The organism is Salinibacter sp. 10B, from assembly GCF_002954405.1.
Lineage (GTDB): Bacteria > Bacteroidota > Rhodothermia > Rhodothermales > Salinibacteraceae > Salinibacter.
The window spans coordinates 2,147,958-2,166,916 of sequence record NZ_MQWC01000004.1 but is presented as its reverse complement, the minus strand read 5'-3'; the positions used below and the strand labels follow the sequence as shown (position 1 = coordinate 2,166,916).

Annotated in this window: 6 protein-coding genes; 3 read left to right on the top strand and 3 right to left on the bottom strand. The window is 64.3% G+C overall.

Annotated elements, in window-relative coordinates:
• Window positions 1-3 precede the first annotated feature (3 nt).
• From hrpB to pbpC, 3 genes are all read right to left on the bottom strand, one after another.
• The gene (hrpB, locus tag BSZ35_RS09030) at window positions 4-2,526 is read right to left on the bottom strand and encodes an ATP-dependent helicase HrpB (protein WP_105012124.1); all 2,523 of its coding nucleotides are present in this window, start codon (window positions 2,524-2,526) and stop codon (window positions 4-6) included.
• 511 nt (window positions 2,527-3,037) lie between these two features.
• Window positions 3,038-8,746: an Ig-like domain-containing alpha-2-macroglobulin family protein gene (locus tag BSZ35_RS09025; protein ID WP_105012123.1), complete on the bottom strand. Its 5,709-nt coding sequence runs from the start codon at window positions 8,744-8,746 to the stop codon at window positions 3,038-3,040.
• Window positions 8,747-9,640: 894 nt separating this feature from the next.
• Window positions 9,641-12,058: a penicillin-binding protein 1C gene (gene pbpC / locus BSZ35_RS09015; protein ID WP_181149256.1), complete on the bottom strand. Its 2,418-nt coding sequence runs from the start codon at window positions 12,056-12,058 to the stop codon at window positions 9,641-9,643.
• A 177-nt stretch (window positions 12,059-12,235) separates the two neighbouring features.
• On the opposite strand from pbpC, the gene BSZ35_RS09010 reads away from it, so the two are divergent.
• The 3 genes from BSZ35_RS09010 to BSZ35_RS09000 all read left to right on the top strand — a co-directional run bounded on the left by BSZ35_RS09010 (window position 12,236) and on the right by BSZ35_RS09000 (window position 18,690).
• Window positions 12,236-14,545, top strand: a complete 2,310-nt coding sequence (locus BSZ35_RS09010) for a response regulator (protein ID WP_105012120.1) — start codon at window positions 12,236-12,238, stop codon at window positions 14,543-14,545.
• A gap of 365 nt (window positions 14,546-14,910) precedes the next feature.
• Window positions 14,911-15,762, top strand: a complete 852-nt coding sequence (locus BSZ35_RS09005; protein ID WP_258096165.1) for a hypothetical protein — start codon at window positions 14,911-14,913, stop codon at window positions 15,760-15,762.
• A gap of 234 nt (window positions 15,763-15,996) precedes the next feature.
• Window positions 15,997-18,690 carry a PEP/pyruvate-binding domain-containing protein gene (locus BSZ35_RS09000; protein ID WP_105012119.1) on the top strand — a complete coding sequence of 898 codons (2,694 nt, stop codon included), beginning with the start codon at window positions 15,997-15,999 and terminating at the stop codon, window positions 18,688-18,690.
• Window positions 18,691-18,959 lie beyond the last annotated feature (269 nt).

Below are 18,959 nucleotides of genomic sequence, written 5' to 3'. Positions count from 1 at the left end.
TCTCTACACGTCCGCCTCCATCTGCGCCTTCGTCGTGTGGGTGGGCGTGGCGTTGAGCGGGTCCTCCGGCCAGTAGTGCTTGGAGTAGCGGCCCCGCATGTCTTTCCGCACGTCGTAGTACGTGTCCTCCCAAAAGTGGGCGAGGTCCTGCGTAATCTGGACGGGGCGCTGGGCGGGCGAGAGCAGATGAAGCGTGAGGGGCACCTGCCCTCCCGCAATGCGCGGCGTTTCGGTTTGCCCAAACATCTCCTGTAGGCGCACGGCGAGGACCGGCGTCTCTGGATCTGAATAGTCGATGGGCCGGTCGAAGCCACTGGGCACCTCAATGTGCGTAGGTGCCCACGATTCTAGACGATCTCGTTGTTCGTACGAGAGCCGGTCGCGTAGGATCTGCGGGAGGTTGAGTTGCTGCAGGTCGACGGCCCGCTTCATGTCGTAGACGTGCGGCAGGAGCCAGTCCGCCAGCGTGTCGAGCAGCGCCGCGTCGGTCACATCGGGCCAGTTATCGCCAAGGTGGTGATGCAGAAACTGGATGCGGTGCTGGAGCTGACGTGCATGATCCGTCCACGGCAGTACGTCGAGCCCTTCCTTCCGCACCCCTTCGATCATCGCTTCGGCCATGGCCGTCGGATCCGGCGTCTCGATTGGCCCGTCCTTGAGGACGAGGGCGCCGAGTTCGTCGCGCCGCCGGGCGCGGACCAGTTCTGCGTCTTCGTCCCACGCTACGTTTTCTGTCGGCTCAATCTGATCGCCAAAGTAGTCGAGGATCTCGTTTTCCGAAAGGGGCGCGGCGAGAAAGATTCGGTTCGTCTGCCGCCGGCCGTCCACGTGTGCAGCCACGAGATAATCGGCGTCCGACAGCAACTGTGGATTTGGTAATTCGGCGACCTGCCCGTTGCGAAGCCGAAACCGTCCGCTTTCGATCTGCTGGGCGAGGCGGTCCGGGTAGGCAAACGCCGTCAGGAGGCCGCAAGCCTCAATGTCGCCCTCCTCGTGCTGGGAGACGCCAAGCGTCGATCGCCAGTGGTCGGCCACCTTGCGGACGTGTCCTACGGCGCCGTAGGGGACGACGTAGTTGCGGGCGTGGTCGGGGGTGGGACGGTCGCCGCGGCGGAGGCGATGGAGGGCTTCGAGGCGGAGGCGCAGGTCTACATCGGGCGCCTCGCCCTGGCCCTTGAAGATGTCGCGCTCGCTGAGGAGGGCGGCGAGGTCGCAGGCCAGCGCGCCGTGCCCCAGCGTCTGGGCGTTGATGAGCATGTGCGCCAGGCGCGGGTGCAGCCCCAGATCAGACATCTCGCGCCCGTGGTCGGTAATCTGCCCCTCGTCGTCTACCGCCCCGAGCCGCTGTAGGAGCGTGCGGGCGCGGTCGTAGGCGTCGGCAGGCGGCGGGTCGAGCCAGCGAAGGTCGGACGGATTGGGCGTCCCCCACGTGGCGAGCTCCAGCGCAAGGGACGCAAGGTCCGCGTTCTCGATCTCCGGCGGCGTGTGACGGTCGAGGTGGTGGTGCGTGCGCTCGGTCCAGAGGCGGTAGCAGACACCCGGGGCCACGCGTCCGGCCCGTCCTTTCCGCTGATCGGCGGAGGCCTGAGAGATCTTGACGGTTTCGAGGCGTGTCATGCCGCTGCTCGCGTCGAACCGCGGGGCGCGGCGGAGGCCGCTGTCCACCACCACGCGCACGCCCTCGATGGTAAGGCTCGTCTCCGCAATGTCGGTCGCAATCACGACCTTGCGCCGTCCCTCCGGACTCGGCTCAATGGCTCTGTCCTGCTTCTCGGGCGGCAGGTTGCCGAAGAGGGGATAGAGGTCCACGTCGTCCGGCACGCTGTCTTCCAGTCGTGATTTCGTACGCCGAATTTCTCCTGCTCCTGGAAGGAAGACGAGCACGTCGCCGTCGGTGTCCTTCAGGGCTGCCTTCACTTTCGACGCCACGGCGGGTTCGATGCGGTCTTTCACCGGTCGGTCTCGGTAGTGCACCTCCACCGGATAGCTGCGGCCCTCGCTTTCGATGAGTGGGGCGTCGAGCAGCTCCGCAATGGGACCGGTGTCGAGCGTTGCACTCATCACGAGGACGCGGAGCTCCGGACGGAAGACCTCGCGGGTCTGGAGTGTGAGGGCGAGCCCGAGGTCGGCCTGCAGGTTGCGCTCGTGAAACTCGTCGAACAGCACTGCCCCCACGCCCTCAAGTGCCGGGTCGTCCTGCAGCATACGCGTGAGCACGCCTTCCGTCACGACCTCAATTTGGGTCTGACGGCCCACCTGTGTGTCCATGCGCACCCGGTAGCCCACCGTCTGCCCAGCTTCCTCGCCCAACTGCTTCGCCATGAACCGAGCCGCAGACCGAGCGGCCAGCCGCCGCGGCTCCAGCATGATGAGCTTCTGGTCGCCCAGCCATTCTTCGCCCAGCAGGGCCAGGGGGACGCGCGTCGTCTTGCCGGCGCCGGTGGGGGCCTGGAGCACGGCCTCCGGGGCGTCGCGCAGGGCGCTCGTCAGGTCCGGCAGTACGTCCTCGATGGGGAGATCCGGCATGCAGGGTGTGTCTGCGTTGTGGCAGATGGGCGGTGGGCGTTGTAGCCGTGGGGGGAACGGTGGGTTTCGGAGGAGTGCCGTGTCGTGGACGTTATTTCTGGCAGGCAACACGTGTCTGGAAGGCACACGTCTCTGGTCAGATGGTCCCTCTCTTTCATGTCCCGGTACAACGGCTACCGGTCTGACACCATCCGCCATACCGAATGGGATTACCGCCGGTCGGGATGGTATTTCGTGACAATCTGCACCGAAGACCGACATCCCTTCTTCGGTCAGGTCCGGAACGGGATTGTGGAGTTATCGGCGGCCGGGTGCATCGCCGCCCAGGAATGGCGGCGGACGCCGTCGGTGCGGCCGTACGTTCGGTTAGACGCGTGGGTTGTGATGTCCGACCACATCCACGGGTTGATTGGCATTACCACGGAATCACCATTTTATTCCGGCCATAATGCGCCCGATCGACCCGGAGGTACATTCGACATCATTCCGAGGGATGATTCGACCGTGTCCCCTACCGTTGGGTCGTTGACGTTGATGGCGGCGTCACGACCACCGTCCCTGTGGCGGTGTGTCCGCGCGTCTCCGGTCGGTACATCATTTCCGCCTCCGCGGGCGGATGCGTAAACGTGCCAGGCGTCGTGGCGCGGGCGACGTAGCTGTAGGTATGCTCGCCCTGTTGCAGGTAATCGGCAAACAAGATCACCCGGTCGTCCTGCATCTCGGTATGGGTGAAGGAGCCCCACCACCGGTCCGATCCCGTGTCCGCCTCCGTCACCAGGCCCTGATCCGTCGTCGCAAAGGCCTCGTTCACCGGCTCCAGCCCGGCAGGCAGGGCGTCGTCCACCGCCACGTACGTGCGGCTCGTCGGCGACGACACGCGCAGCGTCACCTTCACCAGGGCGCCCGGCTCCAGCGTGATCGTTCCGTTGCCGGTTTGAAGTGGCGTCCCCACCGCTTCCCCCTGATCGTCGAGCCGCTGGATCGTGCGCTCCACCCGCAGTCCCTGATCGAGCGCGTCCTGCGGTGCGTCCGTGTACGTCGTGAGGCGCATCGAGTAGTAGAGGGGCCCAGTGCCCGACGCCGTGACGGCAAGCGGCAACTCGCGTTCAGATGGCAGCGCGTCGGCGGAGACCGTCTCGGCGGTCGTCTTCAGGCTCCGACCCTGAAACGTCGCGTCCAGCAGGCGTTTCCCGGCCATCTCGACGGACGCCGTCAGGTCGGGCGCAGTCTCCTCGTAGGCATCCACGTAGTGCTGAAAGGCCGTGAGCACGGCGGCGTTGTCCTGCGTCGAGGCCCAGTGGCCCTGCTGACGCTGATCCATCAGATATCGAATCATGCGCTGGGCCAACTGTTGAACGTCGTCCGAGGGGTCGGCCTCCAGAAGCGCCGTAAGGCCGAAGGCAGTGGCCCGCACGTCGCTGCTAAAGATCCAGCCGTAGTCCTCGCTCTCGGGCGCCTCCAGGTAGGCCGTCGTCGCCTCCACCCGAATGCGCTGACGCAGCTGGGTGACCAGTCGTTCTTGCGACGAATCGAGCGACGGACGGTCGGTCGTGAGGAGCGTGCGAAGCAGGTGGCTCTGCCCCTCCACGCTCGTTGGCGGATGGCGGGCGAGCCAGTTGATCTCACTCTCTAGTACCCGCCCATGTTGCGCCAGCGCGTACAGTAGAAAGGCCCTCGTGTCGCGCCACACGTCCTCGGAATAGTATTCGGGCCGGTCGCTCCGATTTCGCACCATCGTGGCCGCCGCCTCAATCGCGTTGTTGGTGAGCGGCTGTGGCACCTCGTATCCGCCGGCCTCCGCCTCCGCGAGTGCCATCAACACGTAGCCCGTGACGTACGGATTGGTGTGATTTCCGCCCTCCCAGAGGGCAAAGCCGTTGCCCGTCCAGAAGCCGTTGAGAGCCCCGAGCCAGTCGCGGACCACCTGTGTTCGGTTTTTCTCCTCAAACGCCTGCAGATCGAAGGCATCCAGAAGCCCGCCGCCGGCCAGGAGGGGGCGAACGCGCGAGGTGGTCTGTTCGAGGCAGCCGTACGGATATTCGAAGAGGTGCTCCACCGCGCCGTCGAGGCCCACGAGTGCCGTGCTCGCCAGCGTCACGTCGAACTGGCCGAGGCCCGGCACGCGTTCACTTGGGAGTTGGAGTGCCTCGCGGGCGGTGTCCTGTGTGGAGGCGAAGGTGGCGCTCGCCCGTTTGGTCGTCGGGCGGTTTACCGGTAGCGTGGTCGTCATCGCGTCCGTTTCGCCGTTGAGGCGTCCCCGGAAGGTGAGGTTCGCGTCGCCCGCGGTCGGGGCGCGCCAGTCGAATCGGACCTCCCGCGTTGCTCCAGAGGGGAGCTGCACCGTCTTCGCCGTGTCGTTGCGGAGCGTGAGCCCGTCCGCGGAGGCGGTGATCGTCGCGGTGCCGGCCTCGTCCGAGCGGTTGCTGACGAGCACCCCGGCCTCGAACGTGTCGCCGATCCGCGCGAAGCGGGGCAGGGCGTCTTTCAACACCAGCGGCTTGGTGACGACAATGTCCGTCTGGTCGGCGCCGAATTTGTTGTTTTCGGTGTACGCCGAGGCCATGAGGCGGAACGTCGTCAGGCTCTCGGGCAGATCGAACGACACGGTGGCCTCCCCGTCCGCGTTGGTCTCGACGGCCGGTGCCCAGTGGGCGAGTGGACGGAAGTCCTGCCGTACTGAGGATCGTTGCTCTGTCCCTCCACCGCCGGTGTTTTCGGCCTTTTGCCCATAGCTGCGCTGCTCCACGATTCGTGCGCGCGTTTCGGTGGTCGTGACGCCGAGCGGGCGCGGGCCATAGAACGTGTCGAACGGATCGGGTAGCCGGTAGTCGATGAGGTTGAGGACGCCCGCATCCGCCGCACTGAAGGCAATTTCGCCGGGCACGCCCGTACCGCTCGCATTCGTCAGCTGCAGGTCCACGTTCACCTCCTCACCCGGACGATATTCCTCCTGGTCCGGCGACACGTCGACGCGTAGGTGCTGCTGGTCGGGGTCTACCGACAGGCTCGCGTAGCCGATCTTGAAGCTTGGGGCGCCGGGGTCGCTCCCGGCCTTCGGTGGGGCGGTGCGGCCCTTCAGCAGAATCACGCTTACGAAGACGTTCGGCAGGTATTCGTCCGTAATCGGCACCTCGATCATCGGTGTACTGCCCGTGAGCGTCTCGACGCGGCTCGTGAGGATGCCCTCTCGCTCCACAGTAATGAGGGCGGTGGTCTCCTCGTACGGCGATTGCACCATCAACCGGGCCGTCTCACCGGGGGCGTAGTCCGTCTTCTCGGGGACGAGGTTGATCCGGTCATCGTTGTTGCGCTGCCAGGCCACGTACCCCTCGCCCGAGGCGTAGAGGTAGGTCGCCGACCGAATGGTGTTGCCACGCACGTCCTGGCTCGTGGCACGGAGACGGTACTGGCCGCCTGTGGGCACGGTCATGCGGAGGCGACTCATCTTGCCCTGCGGCGTCGTCACCGTCTTCGAGCGCACGACCGTCTCGGTCCGCTCGCTACGCCAATTCAACCGTCCGTCGGCCCCCACCTCGCGCACGCTGTTCCACTGCAGCCGCACCAGTTCGACCGTCACGTCTTTCCCAGAGACCGGTGCGCCCGTCGGGTCCACCGTTACAACGTCCACCGCCAGTGTGCTGTCCTGCGAGAGGTCCATGAACGAGGTGCCCGGCTTCAGGCCCACGTAGTAGCGGCCGGGATGGAGCGGGACGGTCGTCTGGTCGCTGATCTGTTGGCGGGACGGGGCCGTCACGGTGCCGCGCCAGACGAGCTCTGCTGGGGCGCCCTGGGGGTTGCCGGGCAGGCGCACCCGTTCGGCCACGACGCTGCTCGTGGAGTCGAGCGTAGTTTCGGTGCGGAGGAGCGTCTCGCCGAGATAATCGGTCTCGATGGGGCTGAAGCGGAAGCCCTGGAAGCCGGGCGGCGAATACGAGCCGGAGCGGCGGTTGAGCTCCATCGTGACCGGCTGGCCCGCCATGCCCGCACCGAAAAGGTAGTGCCCGGACACGCGACCCTCGAAGAAATCACCGGCCACGTAGCTGTCGAGTCCGGACTGCGCGTTCACGGCGAAGCTCGCGCGCCGGAACGCGTTCACCTGAAAATTGCCGGACGCGATTTGGTCGTTCCGGTATCCGCGGCGGGCGTCCTCTTCCGATGCATCGGCGGGGAGCACCTGCACGCGGTAGTAGCCGAGGGCCGCCCCGGAAGGCACGTTCCAGTCGAGGGCAAAGGCTCCGAGCTCGCTGGGGCGGAGACGACGATCCAGCACGATCTCGTCTCGCGGATCACGAACGACGACCTGCACGCTGTCGCGAGTCGTCTGCCAGTCGGCATCCGTCTTCGTGCGCAGGAGGCCCTTTAGGTGAACGGTTTCGCCGGTCTTGTAGAGGCCGCGGTCGGAGAAGATGGTACCCGTGCGCGTGACGGGCTCCGGGTTCCAGGAGTAGTTGAGGTCAAAGCGGTACGGCTCCAATCCGTCGTCGTACCGGTTGCTGGTGAAGGCGACATCCCCCTCGTGCTCGACAATAGCGTACTGCGCTGGGTTGGAATATTTGGTCGGTTGCTCGATGCCGAGCTCGTGCCAGCCGGGCGTTTGCACGCGGCCCTCGGCGTCGGTCGTGCCGCGCCAGTGGACCTCGTTCTTGGCGTCTCGAATGGTGACCGTGGCCCCCTCCACGGGCGTGTCGCTTGACAGGTCGGTGACGACGACGAGATTCTGGTGCGGACTGAATTTGCCCGTCACGCCGAGGTGGGTTATCTGTGCGAGGGCCCGAAGGTCTGGATCATCGTACTCCCGGAATCGTGGGCGAATCAGACGCACGCCCACGATGCCCGTGCTGTCGGCAGAGAGCAGTGAGTCGAGCCGGAGCGGCACCGTTTCCAGCGTGTTGCGCTCGATCGGAAGCTCGTGCGTTCGGTCGGCGGCCACCGGCGGGCGAGTCTGGGCGTCGTCCCGTCGGTCGTAGCTCGTCTGCTGATCGTAGGCCGGGAGGGCGGGCACGATCTCATCGGCCGAGAGGCGTTCCATGCCGAGTTGGACCGACTCGACGTTCGTCACCTGCAGGGGCACTACCGGATGTTGATCCGCTTCGATCACCATCATGCCCTGGTTCATGTAGAAGTGCGGCTCGTAGGCGCCCGTCTGAAAAGAGCGCGTCGTGCGCGGGAGGCGTTGCCCAAATTGGTCCGTCAACCCCGCAATCGTGAGCGTGTACTGCGTGTTGGGCTCGAAATTGACAGGGAGCGAGTGCCGCACATCCTCGTTGGCGTCGCGCGCGCCGGCGCCTGTCGACCATTCGACCGAAGGACTGAACGAGATTGCTTCCCGCACATCGCCAAAAGACACCGGCGTCCTGAATTGCAGCGTGAGGCCGCGGTCCGGCGCAAATGGCCCGTCACCGTACCGCCGCGGTTGAGTGATGTCGGTGAGAGCAGGCGTCGGGCGCACGCGGAATCGAACGGTCCGGTCTGCCCCGAGACCGAGTGGGTAGCCGGTGCTTGGGAGGCCCGCCTGCGCCGTGACCGTGTACCGCTCCCCCTGCGATAGCGGACGAGAAGGAGTCACGACCAGGGTACTGTCGCCGTCGTTCGTGATGGAGGCGACGGGGAAGCTGGGGTCTAGATAAGGCGTTGCGGAGGCGGCCTCGACTGGCCGGCTAAACGAGAGGCGGACCGACGAGTCGGGGGCGGCAAACTCGGCGCCGTCGGCGGGCGATGACGATACAATACGAGGACGCGGCGTCTGAAAGGTCCAGGTGTACGGTTCCGAGAGCGCGTTGCCATCGCGGTCTGTGATCTCGTCGGAAAGGCGCACCGTAAATTCGGTGGCGGGGGGCAAGCGCTCAGCGGGCTGGTAGACGAGCGTCTGCGTCCCCTCCCACCGCAGCGAGCCGGGCACCGCCGGCTCCACTGTGATCGCATTTGACGAGGGCGGAGACGCGTCGCCCAACGCCACCATCGGGCGGCTGAACGTGACGGAGATCGGCTGACGCCCTCTCATGGCCTCAAGTTGTCCGGCGGGCGCGGCGCTGAGGATCCGCAGCGGGCCGTCGAGGGTGGGGACATAGCCATCGGACGCGGCATCGGTGTCGAGGTCCACCGTTTCGACCGTCACACTGTCGCCGGATGGGGCCTGTCCGGAGCGCACCCCGCCGCCGCATCCGGCGAGACAACCGGCCAGAATGCCCAGGGAAAGGACGTGAAGGAAGTGTCTATTCATTTGAGAGACAGAGTTTTGTGGGTCACACCTCGCATACGTGTTCGAGTCGAGGTAAGAGGTCTAGTATCGAATGAGTTGCTCATTCTCGAAGTATTCTGCTTGCCGTAGCCCCGTTAGGCTGGGCCGTTACGAGATTAATCGCAGGACCGACATGCCATGACACTGGATTGGTCGTTGTCTACAAAGTTAATATCCTCTCTGTAGCGTCGTTGGACTCCAACGACGACAGGGCGATTCCGCACATGAGACGGGTCATTCAAGATTCTCTTGATGGGTGAAACTGGTCCTGGAGCCACCGTGCAGGGGGCGTTCGAATGTATCGACGGATGTTGTAGAATGCCTTCCTCGTTCGGACGATGTGGTCGTGAAGCCGAGACTGCCACTCGAAATCGGTTCTGAGGTTGCCGCGCACCCGTTTGGTGACAGCAGCATTGTAGGATCGAATGATCACCGATACAGACCCGGGGTCCGGTGAATCCGCGACGTCTGGCCGTCGAGGTCTCGGTTTTTGGAAGTACTTGCAGTTGCGACGTTTGGCTTCGAAGTAGGCTCGTTGGAGTCCAACGAACCTACTTCTAGGGCGTCGTTGACATTCGGTTCAGGCACCAATCCCAGCAGCCCGTGGACGTGATTCGGCATGACGATGAACGTGTCCAGTACGGCATGATCGTTCAATTCGGCGATTTTCGTCCAGTAGTGCAGTGCCACACACATCCCATGATGCCGTGTCGCACTTCGCCAAAATATGGGGACGGTGGTCCGTGCAGATGGTGATGAAGTACCATGCCGGCCGACGATAGTCCCAGCCTTTTCGTCTAGGCGAACCGGAATGGTATCGGCGACGGTGAGCCATGGAGAAGGGCCAACCTTGTAGAACAGGGGCGTAAACGACCCCTACGGAGAACGGCGGCGGGGGGGCGATTGGTCGCGAGAAGCCGCCACCACCCGCACATCCACCGGAGAGCTGCGCACGATCTGTCCATCGTGTCGTCCCCGGAGCTGGATGCGATGGCGTCCCGGGACCAGTTGCCACGTTACGTCCCGCAGCCCGGAGGCGTGGCGGGTGCCATCGATCGTCCAGTGCACGTCGCGAAGAGCGTCGGGCGCCGTCCCACGCAGGGAGATCTTCTGGTAGGGGCGACGCAGCACCGGATCGACGTAGAAGCGCGCATCGTCGGCGGGATACTGGATGCGGAGGTGGGCCGAGAGAGCGGTCGTTTCGACGGGTGTCTGGGAGGACTCGACCGGGGCAGGAGGCGGAAGGGGCACGTCGTGCCGTCGCATCCAGTCGTGATAGCGGGCCGGATACACGGTGTACAGGGTGCTGTCGACAATAGCGGGATCGGTCTCCGGCGTCGCGCGGCGGCCTGTTCGTGTGTCAACCGCCACGACGCGGTGCACGGTGCAGGTGTCGGACGGCGCCGTGCCGGGCAGAAACCATTCGCGCGTCGGGGCGGGACAGTGGGCGCCGGGCCGTGTGCCGCTGGCCGGGCAGATGCGGGCTGCACGCAGGGATCCGGGGCGGTCGAATGCCCCGCCCGACCCCACCTCGCGCATGATGCTGTGGAAGAGCGGCGCCGCGCCGGAGACCCCACTCATCCGATCCATCGGCGACCCGTCGAAATTTCCGGCCCACACCGCCACGGTGTGCCGCGGCGTGTATCCGACCGTCCAGTTGTCGCGGTAGTCCTTCGAGGTGCCCGTCTTTGCGGCCACGGGGAACGGCAACTCTAGCGGTCCGCCTCGCCCAAAGCCGGGCGCCCGGGCAGCAGGGTCGTCTAGAATCTGTGTGATGAGGTGCGCGACGCCAGGCGAGAGGTCGGCGGATTCCGGGGGCGGAACGCGGGTGTGCACGGTGTCGCCTTCAGCCGTCCGCATCCATTGCAGGGCATGCACCGGGGGCAACGATCCGCCCCGCGCCAGTCCCGCGTAGGCCCGGGCCAGCTCGATGAGTTGGACCTCCCCATTTCCGAGGGTAAGCCCGACGCCGTAGTAGGAGGGGGGGCGGTCGAGGGACGTGAAGCCAAAGTCGTGCAGTCGTTCCAGGAGCGCCGGCGGCCCAAATTCACGCGCCAGCCGTACGGCGGGGACGTTGAAGCTGGAGGCCAGTGCCTCTCGGAGCGGCGTGGGACCGTGGTACGAATTGTCGTAGTTTTCCGGCGTGAAGGCGCCACTCGCCTCCGGCACGTTCAACTCAATGTCTGACAGAATGGAGGCGGGCGTATAGCGCCGCGAGGCCAGCGCATGGGCGTAGGTAAAGGGCTTCAGCGTGCTGCCCGGCTGCCGCAGCATCCGCACGCCATCGTTCTGCCCTCCGTGCCGGTCGTCCCAGAAGTCGGCGCTGCCGACGTAGGCCCGGATGGCGCCCGTCCGATTGTCGAGAACTACGGCCGCTGCGTTGGTCAGCGTTTCCTCCTCGAAGACTGCTACGTGGCCATGCACGAGGCGAGCGACCGTCTCTTGGAGCGCCGGGTCGATCGTCGTCCGCGCCTCCGTCAGCGGCGTATCCGAACGAGCGAGGCGATTCTGCAAGAGCCATCGCGTGAGGTGTGGGGCGTCAAACGCCGGATCGGAGCGCTGCGGATTGATCGGAATGGCCGCCAGACGGGTGCGCTCGGCCGGGGTGAGGACCTCATGCTGCTGCATGGCCCGCAGGACGTGGTGGTGTCGTTGCTCGGCGCGCTCGGGGTGGCGAAACGGATTGTAGCGGCTCGGGCTGCGGGGGAGGCCGACCAGGTAGGCGGCCTGGGCGCGTGTGAGGTCGCGGGCCGACTTGCCGAAGTAGAGGTGCGCGGCTGCCTCAATGCCGTGGGTGCGGTTGCCGTACGAGACGCGGTTCAACCACAGCGACAGAATCTCCTGCTTGGACAACCGCAACTCCAGCCGCAGGGCAAGGTGCATCTCGATCAGCTTGTTGCCGATCGTTCGGGGCGGGTCTTTGCGCAGGAGGCGAGCCACCTGCATCGTAATCGTAGAGCCGCCGCTCACGATGCGCCCGTGCGTCCAGTTGCTCCACAGCGCTCGCACGATCGCAATCGGGTCGATGCCGGGGTGGAAAAAAAACCGCTGATCCTCGGTTGCGATCAAGGCGTCCGTGACGTGTTGTGGAAGCGTCTGCACCGAGACCGGACGGCTTCGCCCCTCTGGGTACACCTCGCGCAGTGGCGTCCGGTCCTGGGCTGTGATTGAGAGGGTGGACGGCGCGGCACTTGGAGAGACGGATCCCGGCAACGGCCAGAGAAGGGAGAGGGCGAACAGGACGAGCAGGAGTCCGCTCGTCCACCGGAGGGAAGGGACAGGAAGGCCGAACACAGACCGCGGGTACAGTTAAATTTTAGCATGCGACTATAAACTAATTCTCTGCATTCGGGAAAGTCCACTCTTTTTGGCAGAGATTCGTGTCCAACGCATGGAAGCAGAGTGCGTACACCCCTCAGGCTGGTTCAGCAGGGGTGAGGGCGATTTTTTTGAATGAGAGCGGATGTGGTTATGGAGGATCGGACGTACGCAGAACGAGCCCGTCGTGTCTTCCTTTCGCCCCGGAGTCTCGAAAACGATCGAGACTTTCGGGAGACACTTGCGGAGGTGATGCGCATCGGTCTTCAATGGGGAGGAATGATCGGGGGCCTCGGCATGCTCGTGTTGGGGATAATCAATTGGGGCGTGCTTGGGCGGCCGACCATGTGGTGGTATCCAGAAACGATCACGCCCGCAACGTACGTGCTTTGGGACAAGGGGGCGGTCATGCTTGCGTGTGCAGCAGCGGTTGGGCTGGGCCGATCGGGCTGTCGGTTGCGAACAGGGCGACTGTTGGGCGGCCTCCTCGCGGTGGGGATTGCGGCGGTGTCGCTGGTGCACGATGCCTTCCGGGGCATTCTGAGTGTCGAGTACGTTATTCTCGTCAATGTGCTGACGGTGGCCGTTATCCCATACCGGCCCTGGCAGGCTCTTCTCTTGGGGGGCATGCTCCTCAGTGTCTTTTTTGGGATTGGGCACTACGGGGTGGTGGGGACGAGAGCAGCGAATCCGGAGCTGGTGCAGACGAGTCATCTGCTGCGAACGGGATTTGCATCAGCCGCGCTCGCTGTCATTTCGGCGTTGCTCCTTTCCACCCGCTACCAGCAGCACCGGGCCCGGCGTACGGCGGAGCGACTCCACGACCAGGTCGCTGAGCTTGAGCGAGCGAAGAGTCGCTTCTTTGCCGACGTGTCCCACGAGTTTCGCACGCCCCTCACGCTTCTTCTTGGCTCCATCCGCGAGGCCTTGGACGGGCGCTTTGGGGACCTGGCAGTCCCGCTTCAGCATCGCCTCGATCTCATGGAGGATCAGGGTCGCCGGATGGAGCGGCTCGTAAATCAGCTCTTGGAGTTGTCCGCGCTGGACGAGGGACGGTTGCAGCTCGCCCTGCAGGAGGTCGACCTCGTTGCACTCGCCCGTCGCGTGGTGCCCCCCTTTCGGCAATGGGCGCAGGAGAAAGGAATTTCGTTGCAGTGCGAGATCGACGCCGACCGCCTCAACGTCTGGATGGATCCGGATCGGTTCGCGGAAATTCTCGCCACTCTGCTCACGAACGCCATTACGTACACGCCGGACGGGGGGACGGTCCGGGTGCGCATTGGGCCTGTGGATGGAGCCGTCGAGGTGGCAATCCGTGATACGGGACCGGGACTGCCGGAGGGCCTTCGGGCGCGGGTATTTGGGCAGGAGGAGAGTGCCATTCCGGTGGGAAAGACTCAGGGCGGTCCGGACACTGCTGCGGCGGCAGAGCAGTGGATTGGGATGGGAATTGGATTGGCACACACTCGTGCGCTCGTGCAGCGCCATCAGGGGCAAATCGACGTCGAGAGCGAGCCGGGATTTGGGACGGAGTTTGTCGTGCGGCTCCCGCGGGGCGACGAGCATGTGTCGGATGAAGATGTGGCCGAGGACGAGGAGCGGATTGCAGTGGGCTCCTTGGACCTTTCGTCCTGGCGCACCCATCTGCCGGGGCCGGAGACAGAGGCAGAAGAACCGGAGGCCGAGGGACCGGCAGTGCTTGTCGTAGACGACGAGGCAGAGATGCGGGACTATCTCCAGTCACTCCTTCGGCCCACCTACCGGGTCGTCACGGCAAGCGATGGCGATGATGCTCTTGAGGTGCTCCAAGAGCAGCGTCTCGATCTGGTGATCAGCGATACTACCATGCCGGGCCGCGACGGAGTGGCGCTCTGCCGGGCCATCCGCGCGGATGAACAGCACCGCTCCCTTCCGGTCATTTTGCTCACGGCGCAGTCGGACGACGACACGCGCCTCAGTGGCCTTCAGGCTGGAGCCGATGCCTACGTGGCCAAGCCGTTCGATCCGCTGGAGCTGGAGGCGCGGATCGAAAACCTGATCGAAATTCGCCAGCTCGTGCAAGCGCAGGTGCGGGTGCCGGAGTGGATGGAGCCCAAGGACGCATCGGTCGCATCGGAGGAGGCGGATTTTCTCGAATCCCTCAGCGAAATCGTCGACGAGCACATCGACAACAGCAACTTTGGAGTCGACTGGCTGGCCGACGAGATGGACCTTAGCACACGCCACCTCCGCCGCAAACTCAAGGACGTGACCCGTCTATCGCCCGCCGGGTTCATTCGCACACGACGCCTGCAGCACGCGGCTGCACTGCTTGAGGAGGGAGCGGACACCATCTCGGACGTTGCCGATGCCGTAGGCTACCGCGACGCCAGCTACTTTTCTCGTCTCTTCCGCGAGACCCACGGCTGTCCGCCGACCGAGTACGCCGAGCAGGCCCAGGGTCCCCCTGAGGATCGGACATAAGACCAAAAAAACCGGCCACGGCCGATTTTTCCGGACGGATGTCTGGTTTGTCGTGGACGCCTCCTCTTTTTGTGAAGGGGGCGCTGGAATTCAACTGGTGGGACGCCAAAGAGACCTCGGATCGGTGAATTAGATGTGACGGATCGCGAGAATCCTGCGTCCCATTATTGAAGAGATTCTTTGGAGAAGCGTAAGGGGCGAATTGGGCCCTTAAAATGTACGTCGTGCTTTGTCTCTTGTATTCCAATACTGTCATGTTTCTCCTTTCGCGTATTCAGTCCCTCTTCGCTCGGCTGCGTTCACGGGAAGTGCGGGCACGACCATACATCCGGAGGAAAACCCCGATCCCGATCGGCGTTGCGGTGATGATTCTTGGTCTGTGTGTCGCCTGCCTTCCCAGCGGTCCCCTCTACGCCCAAGAGAGCGAGGAGCCAAAACGATTCTATAGGATCGAAACGACCGAAGGACAGACCGTCATCGGGGCACTGGTCGCCGAGAATGAGCAGGACATCGTGATCGATACGCGACAGCTTGGAGAGGTGACGATTGAGCGGGCCAACATCAAACGCATGGAGGAGGTGGACCCCGCCCGCATCCGAGATGGAGAGTATTGGTTCCGCAATCCCCAGTCCACACGCTATCTCTTTGCCCCGAATGCGATTGGGATCCCCGAGGGACACGGCTACTACCAGAACACCTGGATCCTACTTAACAATGTGCACTACGGCGTGTCCGACAACGTCTCGATTGGGGGCGGCACCGTTCCCATCTTCTTGTTCGGGGCCAATGCATTGCCGATTTGGGTGCTCCCGAAGGTGTCGGTCTCGCCTACAGAAAACGTTCACCTTGCCGGGGGGGCTGTCATTGGGGGCGTTCTTGCCGAGGAGAATGTAGGGGTCGGGCTCGTCTATGGGGCCTCCACGATCGGAAATCGGGATCACAACGCGACCTTCGGACTCGGCTACGGCTACGCAGAGGACGAATTTTCGGAGACACCTGTGATCAATGTGAGTGGCATGACCCGCATTAGCCGAACGACCTATCTCATCAGTGAAAATTACTTCTTTGCCGAGGGCAATGGAGTGATGTCGTTTGGGGTTCGATGGGCGCCCGAAAATTTTGCGGTCGACTTTGCCTTGTTCCGTCCGTTGGGAGAGGAGACCGGCGACTTTATCGCGGCCCCCTGGCTCGGCGTGACCATTCCGTTTGGGCAGTAGCTGAAGGCGTGCTGGGGCGCTCTGCTTCTCCGCTACGGATAGGAAGGGGAACCTAGACGGCCGGCGTGCTTGGACTTCTGGTAGGAGCTGTTTGGCGAGTACGGGGCGCCACGATGGGGGGCGTGCGCCTTTGGAGCTGACGGTCGACCGCCGCTCGATGAGCGGGGCGGGAATTCACCATCATGATGACCTCCGGTGCTCATCGACTCCTGTTCACCAGAACGGCACAATCTGATGTCTACACGCGCTGCTGCCGACGTTCGATACACCTGGGCGCCGGGAGACGATACCTCCCCCCCGGAGCTCGGGGACAAGGCCCGGTCCCTCCACGCCCTCGTCGACGCAGGGTTTACGGTGCCGGACTGGTTTGCCGTCACGCCCAAGGGGTTGTGGGACAGTCTCTCGATGGAGCAGCAGGAGGCGTGGAGCGAGGGGCGGCGTTCTGATGTCGACCGTGCGGACATGAGGCTGTCTCTGGCGGTGCGGGACGCCCTGGCCGACGCGATTGGTCGCACGTTCGAGGAGGACGAGGACCTGTTGTTCGCCGTGCGAGCGTCGGCGTTGGGGCAGGAGGCCGTCGATCAGAGTGGGGCGGAGTCGCTGGACCGCTTTTTCTTCGTCCCCTCGCTTGAGGTGGCCGATCGTGTGGCAGACGTGTGGCGGTCGGCGTTTCGGCCGTCGGCATTTGAGGACCGGCGGGCGCAGGGGAGGGGCGGATCCCCGTCTCTGCCCGCTATCGTCGTGCAGCGCATGATCAATCCCGACCGTGCCGGGGTTGCGTTTTCGGCAGATCCGTCGACGGGCCGACGCGGGATCTGTGTGATCGGGGCCGTGCGGGGCGTAGGAACCGCACTGGTGGATGGGGCCGAGGACGGCGACACGTTTTGCATTGATCGGGACGGACAGGTGGCCGAGCGGACGATCCGGAAGCAGCACGTGGCACACCGGTGGCATCGGGAGGGCCGCTCGGGACTGCGCGAAGCTACGCTGATGGAGGAGGACGGCTCTGCGCCGGCGCTTACGGACGAACAGGCCACGGCTGTGGCTAAACAGGCACGCCGGGTTGAGCGCCATTTTGGTTGTCCGCAGAGCGTGGAGTGGGCCTGGAAGGGGGACACTCTCTTTCTTCTTCAAGCCTGCCCCATTCCGAAGCTCGCTGGGCGCCCTGATCCCGACGCGCCTCTTCGGGTGTGGGACAACAGCAACATTTCCGAAAACTACAGTGGGGTCACGACCCCGCTTACCTTTACGGTTGCTCGTCGTGCCTACGAAGCGGCCTCCCAGCGCTTTCTTCGGGCCGTGCAGGTTCCAGAGTCCGTCCTCGAGGCTCACGCGGACACCTTCCGCTCCATGATTGGACTCATTCGGGGGCGCGTCTACTACAACCTGCTGAGCTGGTACCGGGCCCTGGCGCAGCTTCCCGGCTTCCGATTCAACCGCGCCTTCATGGAAGACATGATGGGGGTGAAGGAACGGCTGCCGGCAGAGCTGCTCCCGGAGCGGGAGGCAGCTTCCGTGGGGGAAAGGGTGTGGAACGCTCTCCGCATTATGTGGTCGGGGCTGCACCTGGCGTGGTATCATGTCCGCATGGGCGACCGGATTGATGATTTTCATGATCTGCTCGACCGCACCCTGACGTCGTCGCCTGGCCTGGAGCACATGCGTCTCGACGAGCTGGCCGACGCCTACCGCACGCTGGAGGAGAAGCTGCTGGATCGGTGGGATGTCCCCATCGCCAACAACGTGTTCGCTATGGTCTTTTTCGGCCTTTCGAAGCGGGCGGTGGAGCGCTGGGGCGGTGCGGCCGCCGGCCAGTACAAGCATCTTCTCACGGGCCATGGGACGCACGCAAGTACCGAGCCCGCTCGCCGCATGCACGACATGGCGGAGCACGTGACGGGGCGGCCGCGGCTCACGACGACGCTCCTCCACGGGTCGCTGCACGAGATTGAGGCTGCACTCGACCATCGGCCTGAGCTCCGCGCGAAGTACGAAGCGTATCTGGATCGCTTCGGCGACCGGTGCCTCAATGAACTCAAGCTGGAGAGCCCGACCCTTCGGGACAATCCGCGATCACTCTGGCAGTCGATAGGGGCGATGGCGCGGCGAGCCCAGGAGGACGATGCGGCGTCGGGCCCGGATGAGCAGCGCATGCGGAAGAAGGCGGAGGATGCATTGGACGAGGCCTTGTCCGGCAAGCCCGTACGATACTGGGGAGCCCGATGGGCACTGCGACATGCGCGCGACCGGATTGCGGCGCGGGAGGATCTTCGTTTCGAACGGACGCGAGTCTTTGGGAAGGTTCGGCGCATCTTCCTGGAGATGGGGCGTCGCCTCGTCGCCAATGATCGGCTGGACGATGCTCGCGACGTATTTTACCTGGAGCGCGGCGAACTCCTGGGCGTGGTGGAGGGCACGGCCTCGTCGACCCACCTGCGGGCACTGGTGGACGCCCGGCGCAACGAGTTTGAGCAGTATCATGCGGCGCCTCCTCCGCCGGATCGCGTCCGGACCCGTGGGGCTGTGCATGTTTTTGATCTCATTCCGGAAACGAACGGGGCCGACGAAGAGGAAGCGCGCGCGTCCGCCGACGATGGATGGGTGGGAACGGGCTGCTGTTCCGGGACCGTGCGGGGACCGGTACGGGTCGTTCGGGACCCGCGAGACGCGACGCTAGAACCGGGCGAAATCCTAGTGACGGAGCGGGCCGGCCCGGGCTGGGTCACGCTTTTTGCTGGGGCGTCGGGGCTTCTGGTCGAGCGCGGCAGTCTGCTGTCCCACGCAGCCATCGTCTCGCGGGAGATCGGCATTCCCTCCATCGTTTCCCTGCCGGGAATCGTTGACCAACTGGAAACAGGCGACGAGGTGGAACTGGATGGACAGACCGGCCGGGTCCGCCGCATCGACAACGCTGGGGGACAACGGTAGGGCCGGCCCGGGTTGCTCTGAGTGCTCTCGGGGACAAAGACGGAATGTGCCTTAGGGAGGGAGGGGTCTTCGTGTGACTGTTTACAGCGGATGGGATCGGCGTTCTCCTGATCGTAAAGTTTCTCCACGAACAACGCATATTTCATATTGTTTGCGACGCAAGCGCCTTACGGTAGAACCAGCTTTCTCCGAAAGTGCGTATTCTCCAGTATTGTTTGGTTGCGACGGCTTTGTATGTTTTAAAGGCCTAACCTCACGCAGAACGGCAG

Excerpts from the sequence above, each read along its gene's own strand:
- BSZ35_RS09000 (WP_105012119.1), top strand. The coding sequence starts at position 15,997 with ATGTCTACACGCGCTGCTGCCGACGTTCGATACACCTGGGCGCCGGGA.
- BSZ35_RS09025 (WP_105012123.1), bottom strand. The coding sequence starts at position 8,746 with ATGAATAGACACTTCCTTCACGTCCTTTCCCTGGGCATTCTGGCCGGT.
- BSZ35_RS09010 (WP_105012120.1), top strand. The coding sequence starts at position 12,236 with ATGGAGGATCGGACGTACGCAGAACGAGCCCGTCGTGTCTTCCTTTCG.
- BSZ35_RS09005 (WP_258096165.1), top strand. The coding sequence starts at position 14,911 with ATGATTCTTGGTCTGTGTGTCGCCTGCCTTCCCAGCGGTCCCCTCTAC.
- hrpB (WP_105012124.1), bottom strand. The coding sequence starts at position 2,526 with ATGCCGGATCTCCCCATCGAGGACGTACTGCCGGACCTGACGAGCGCC.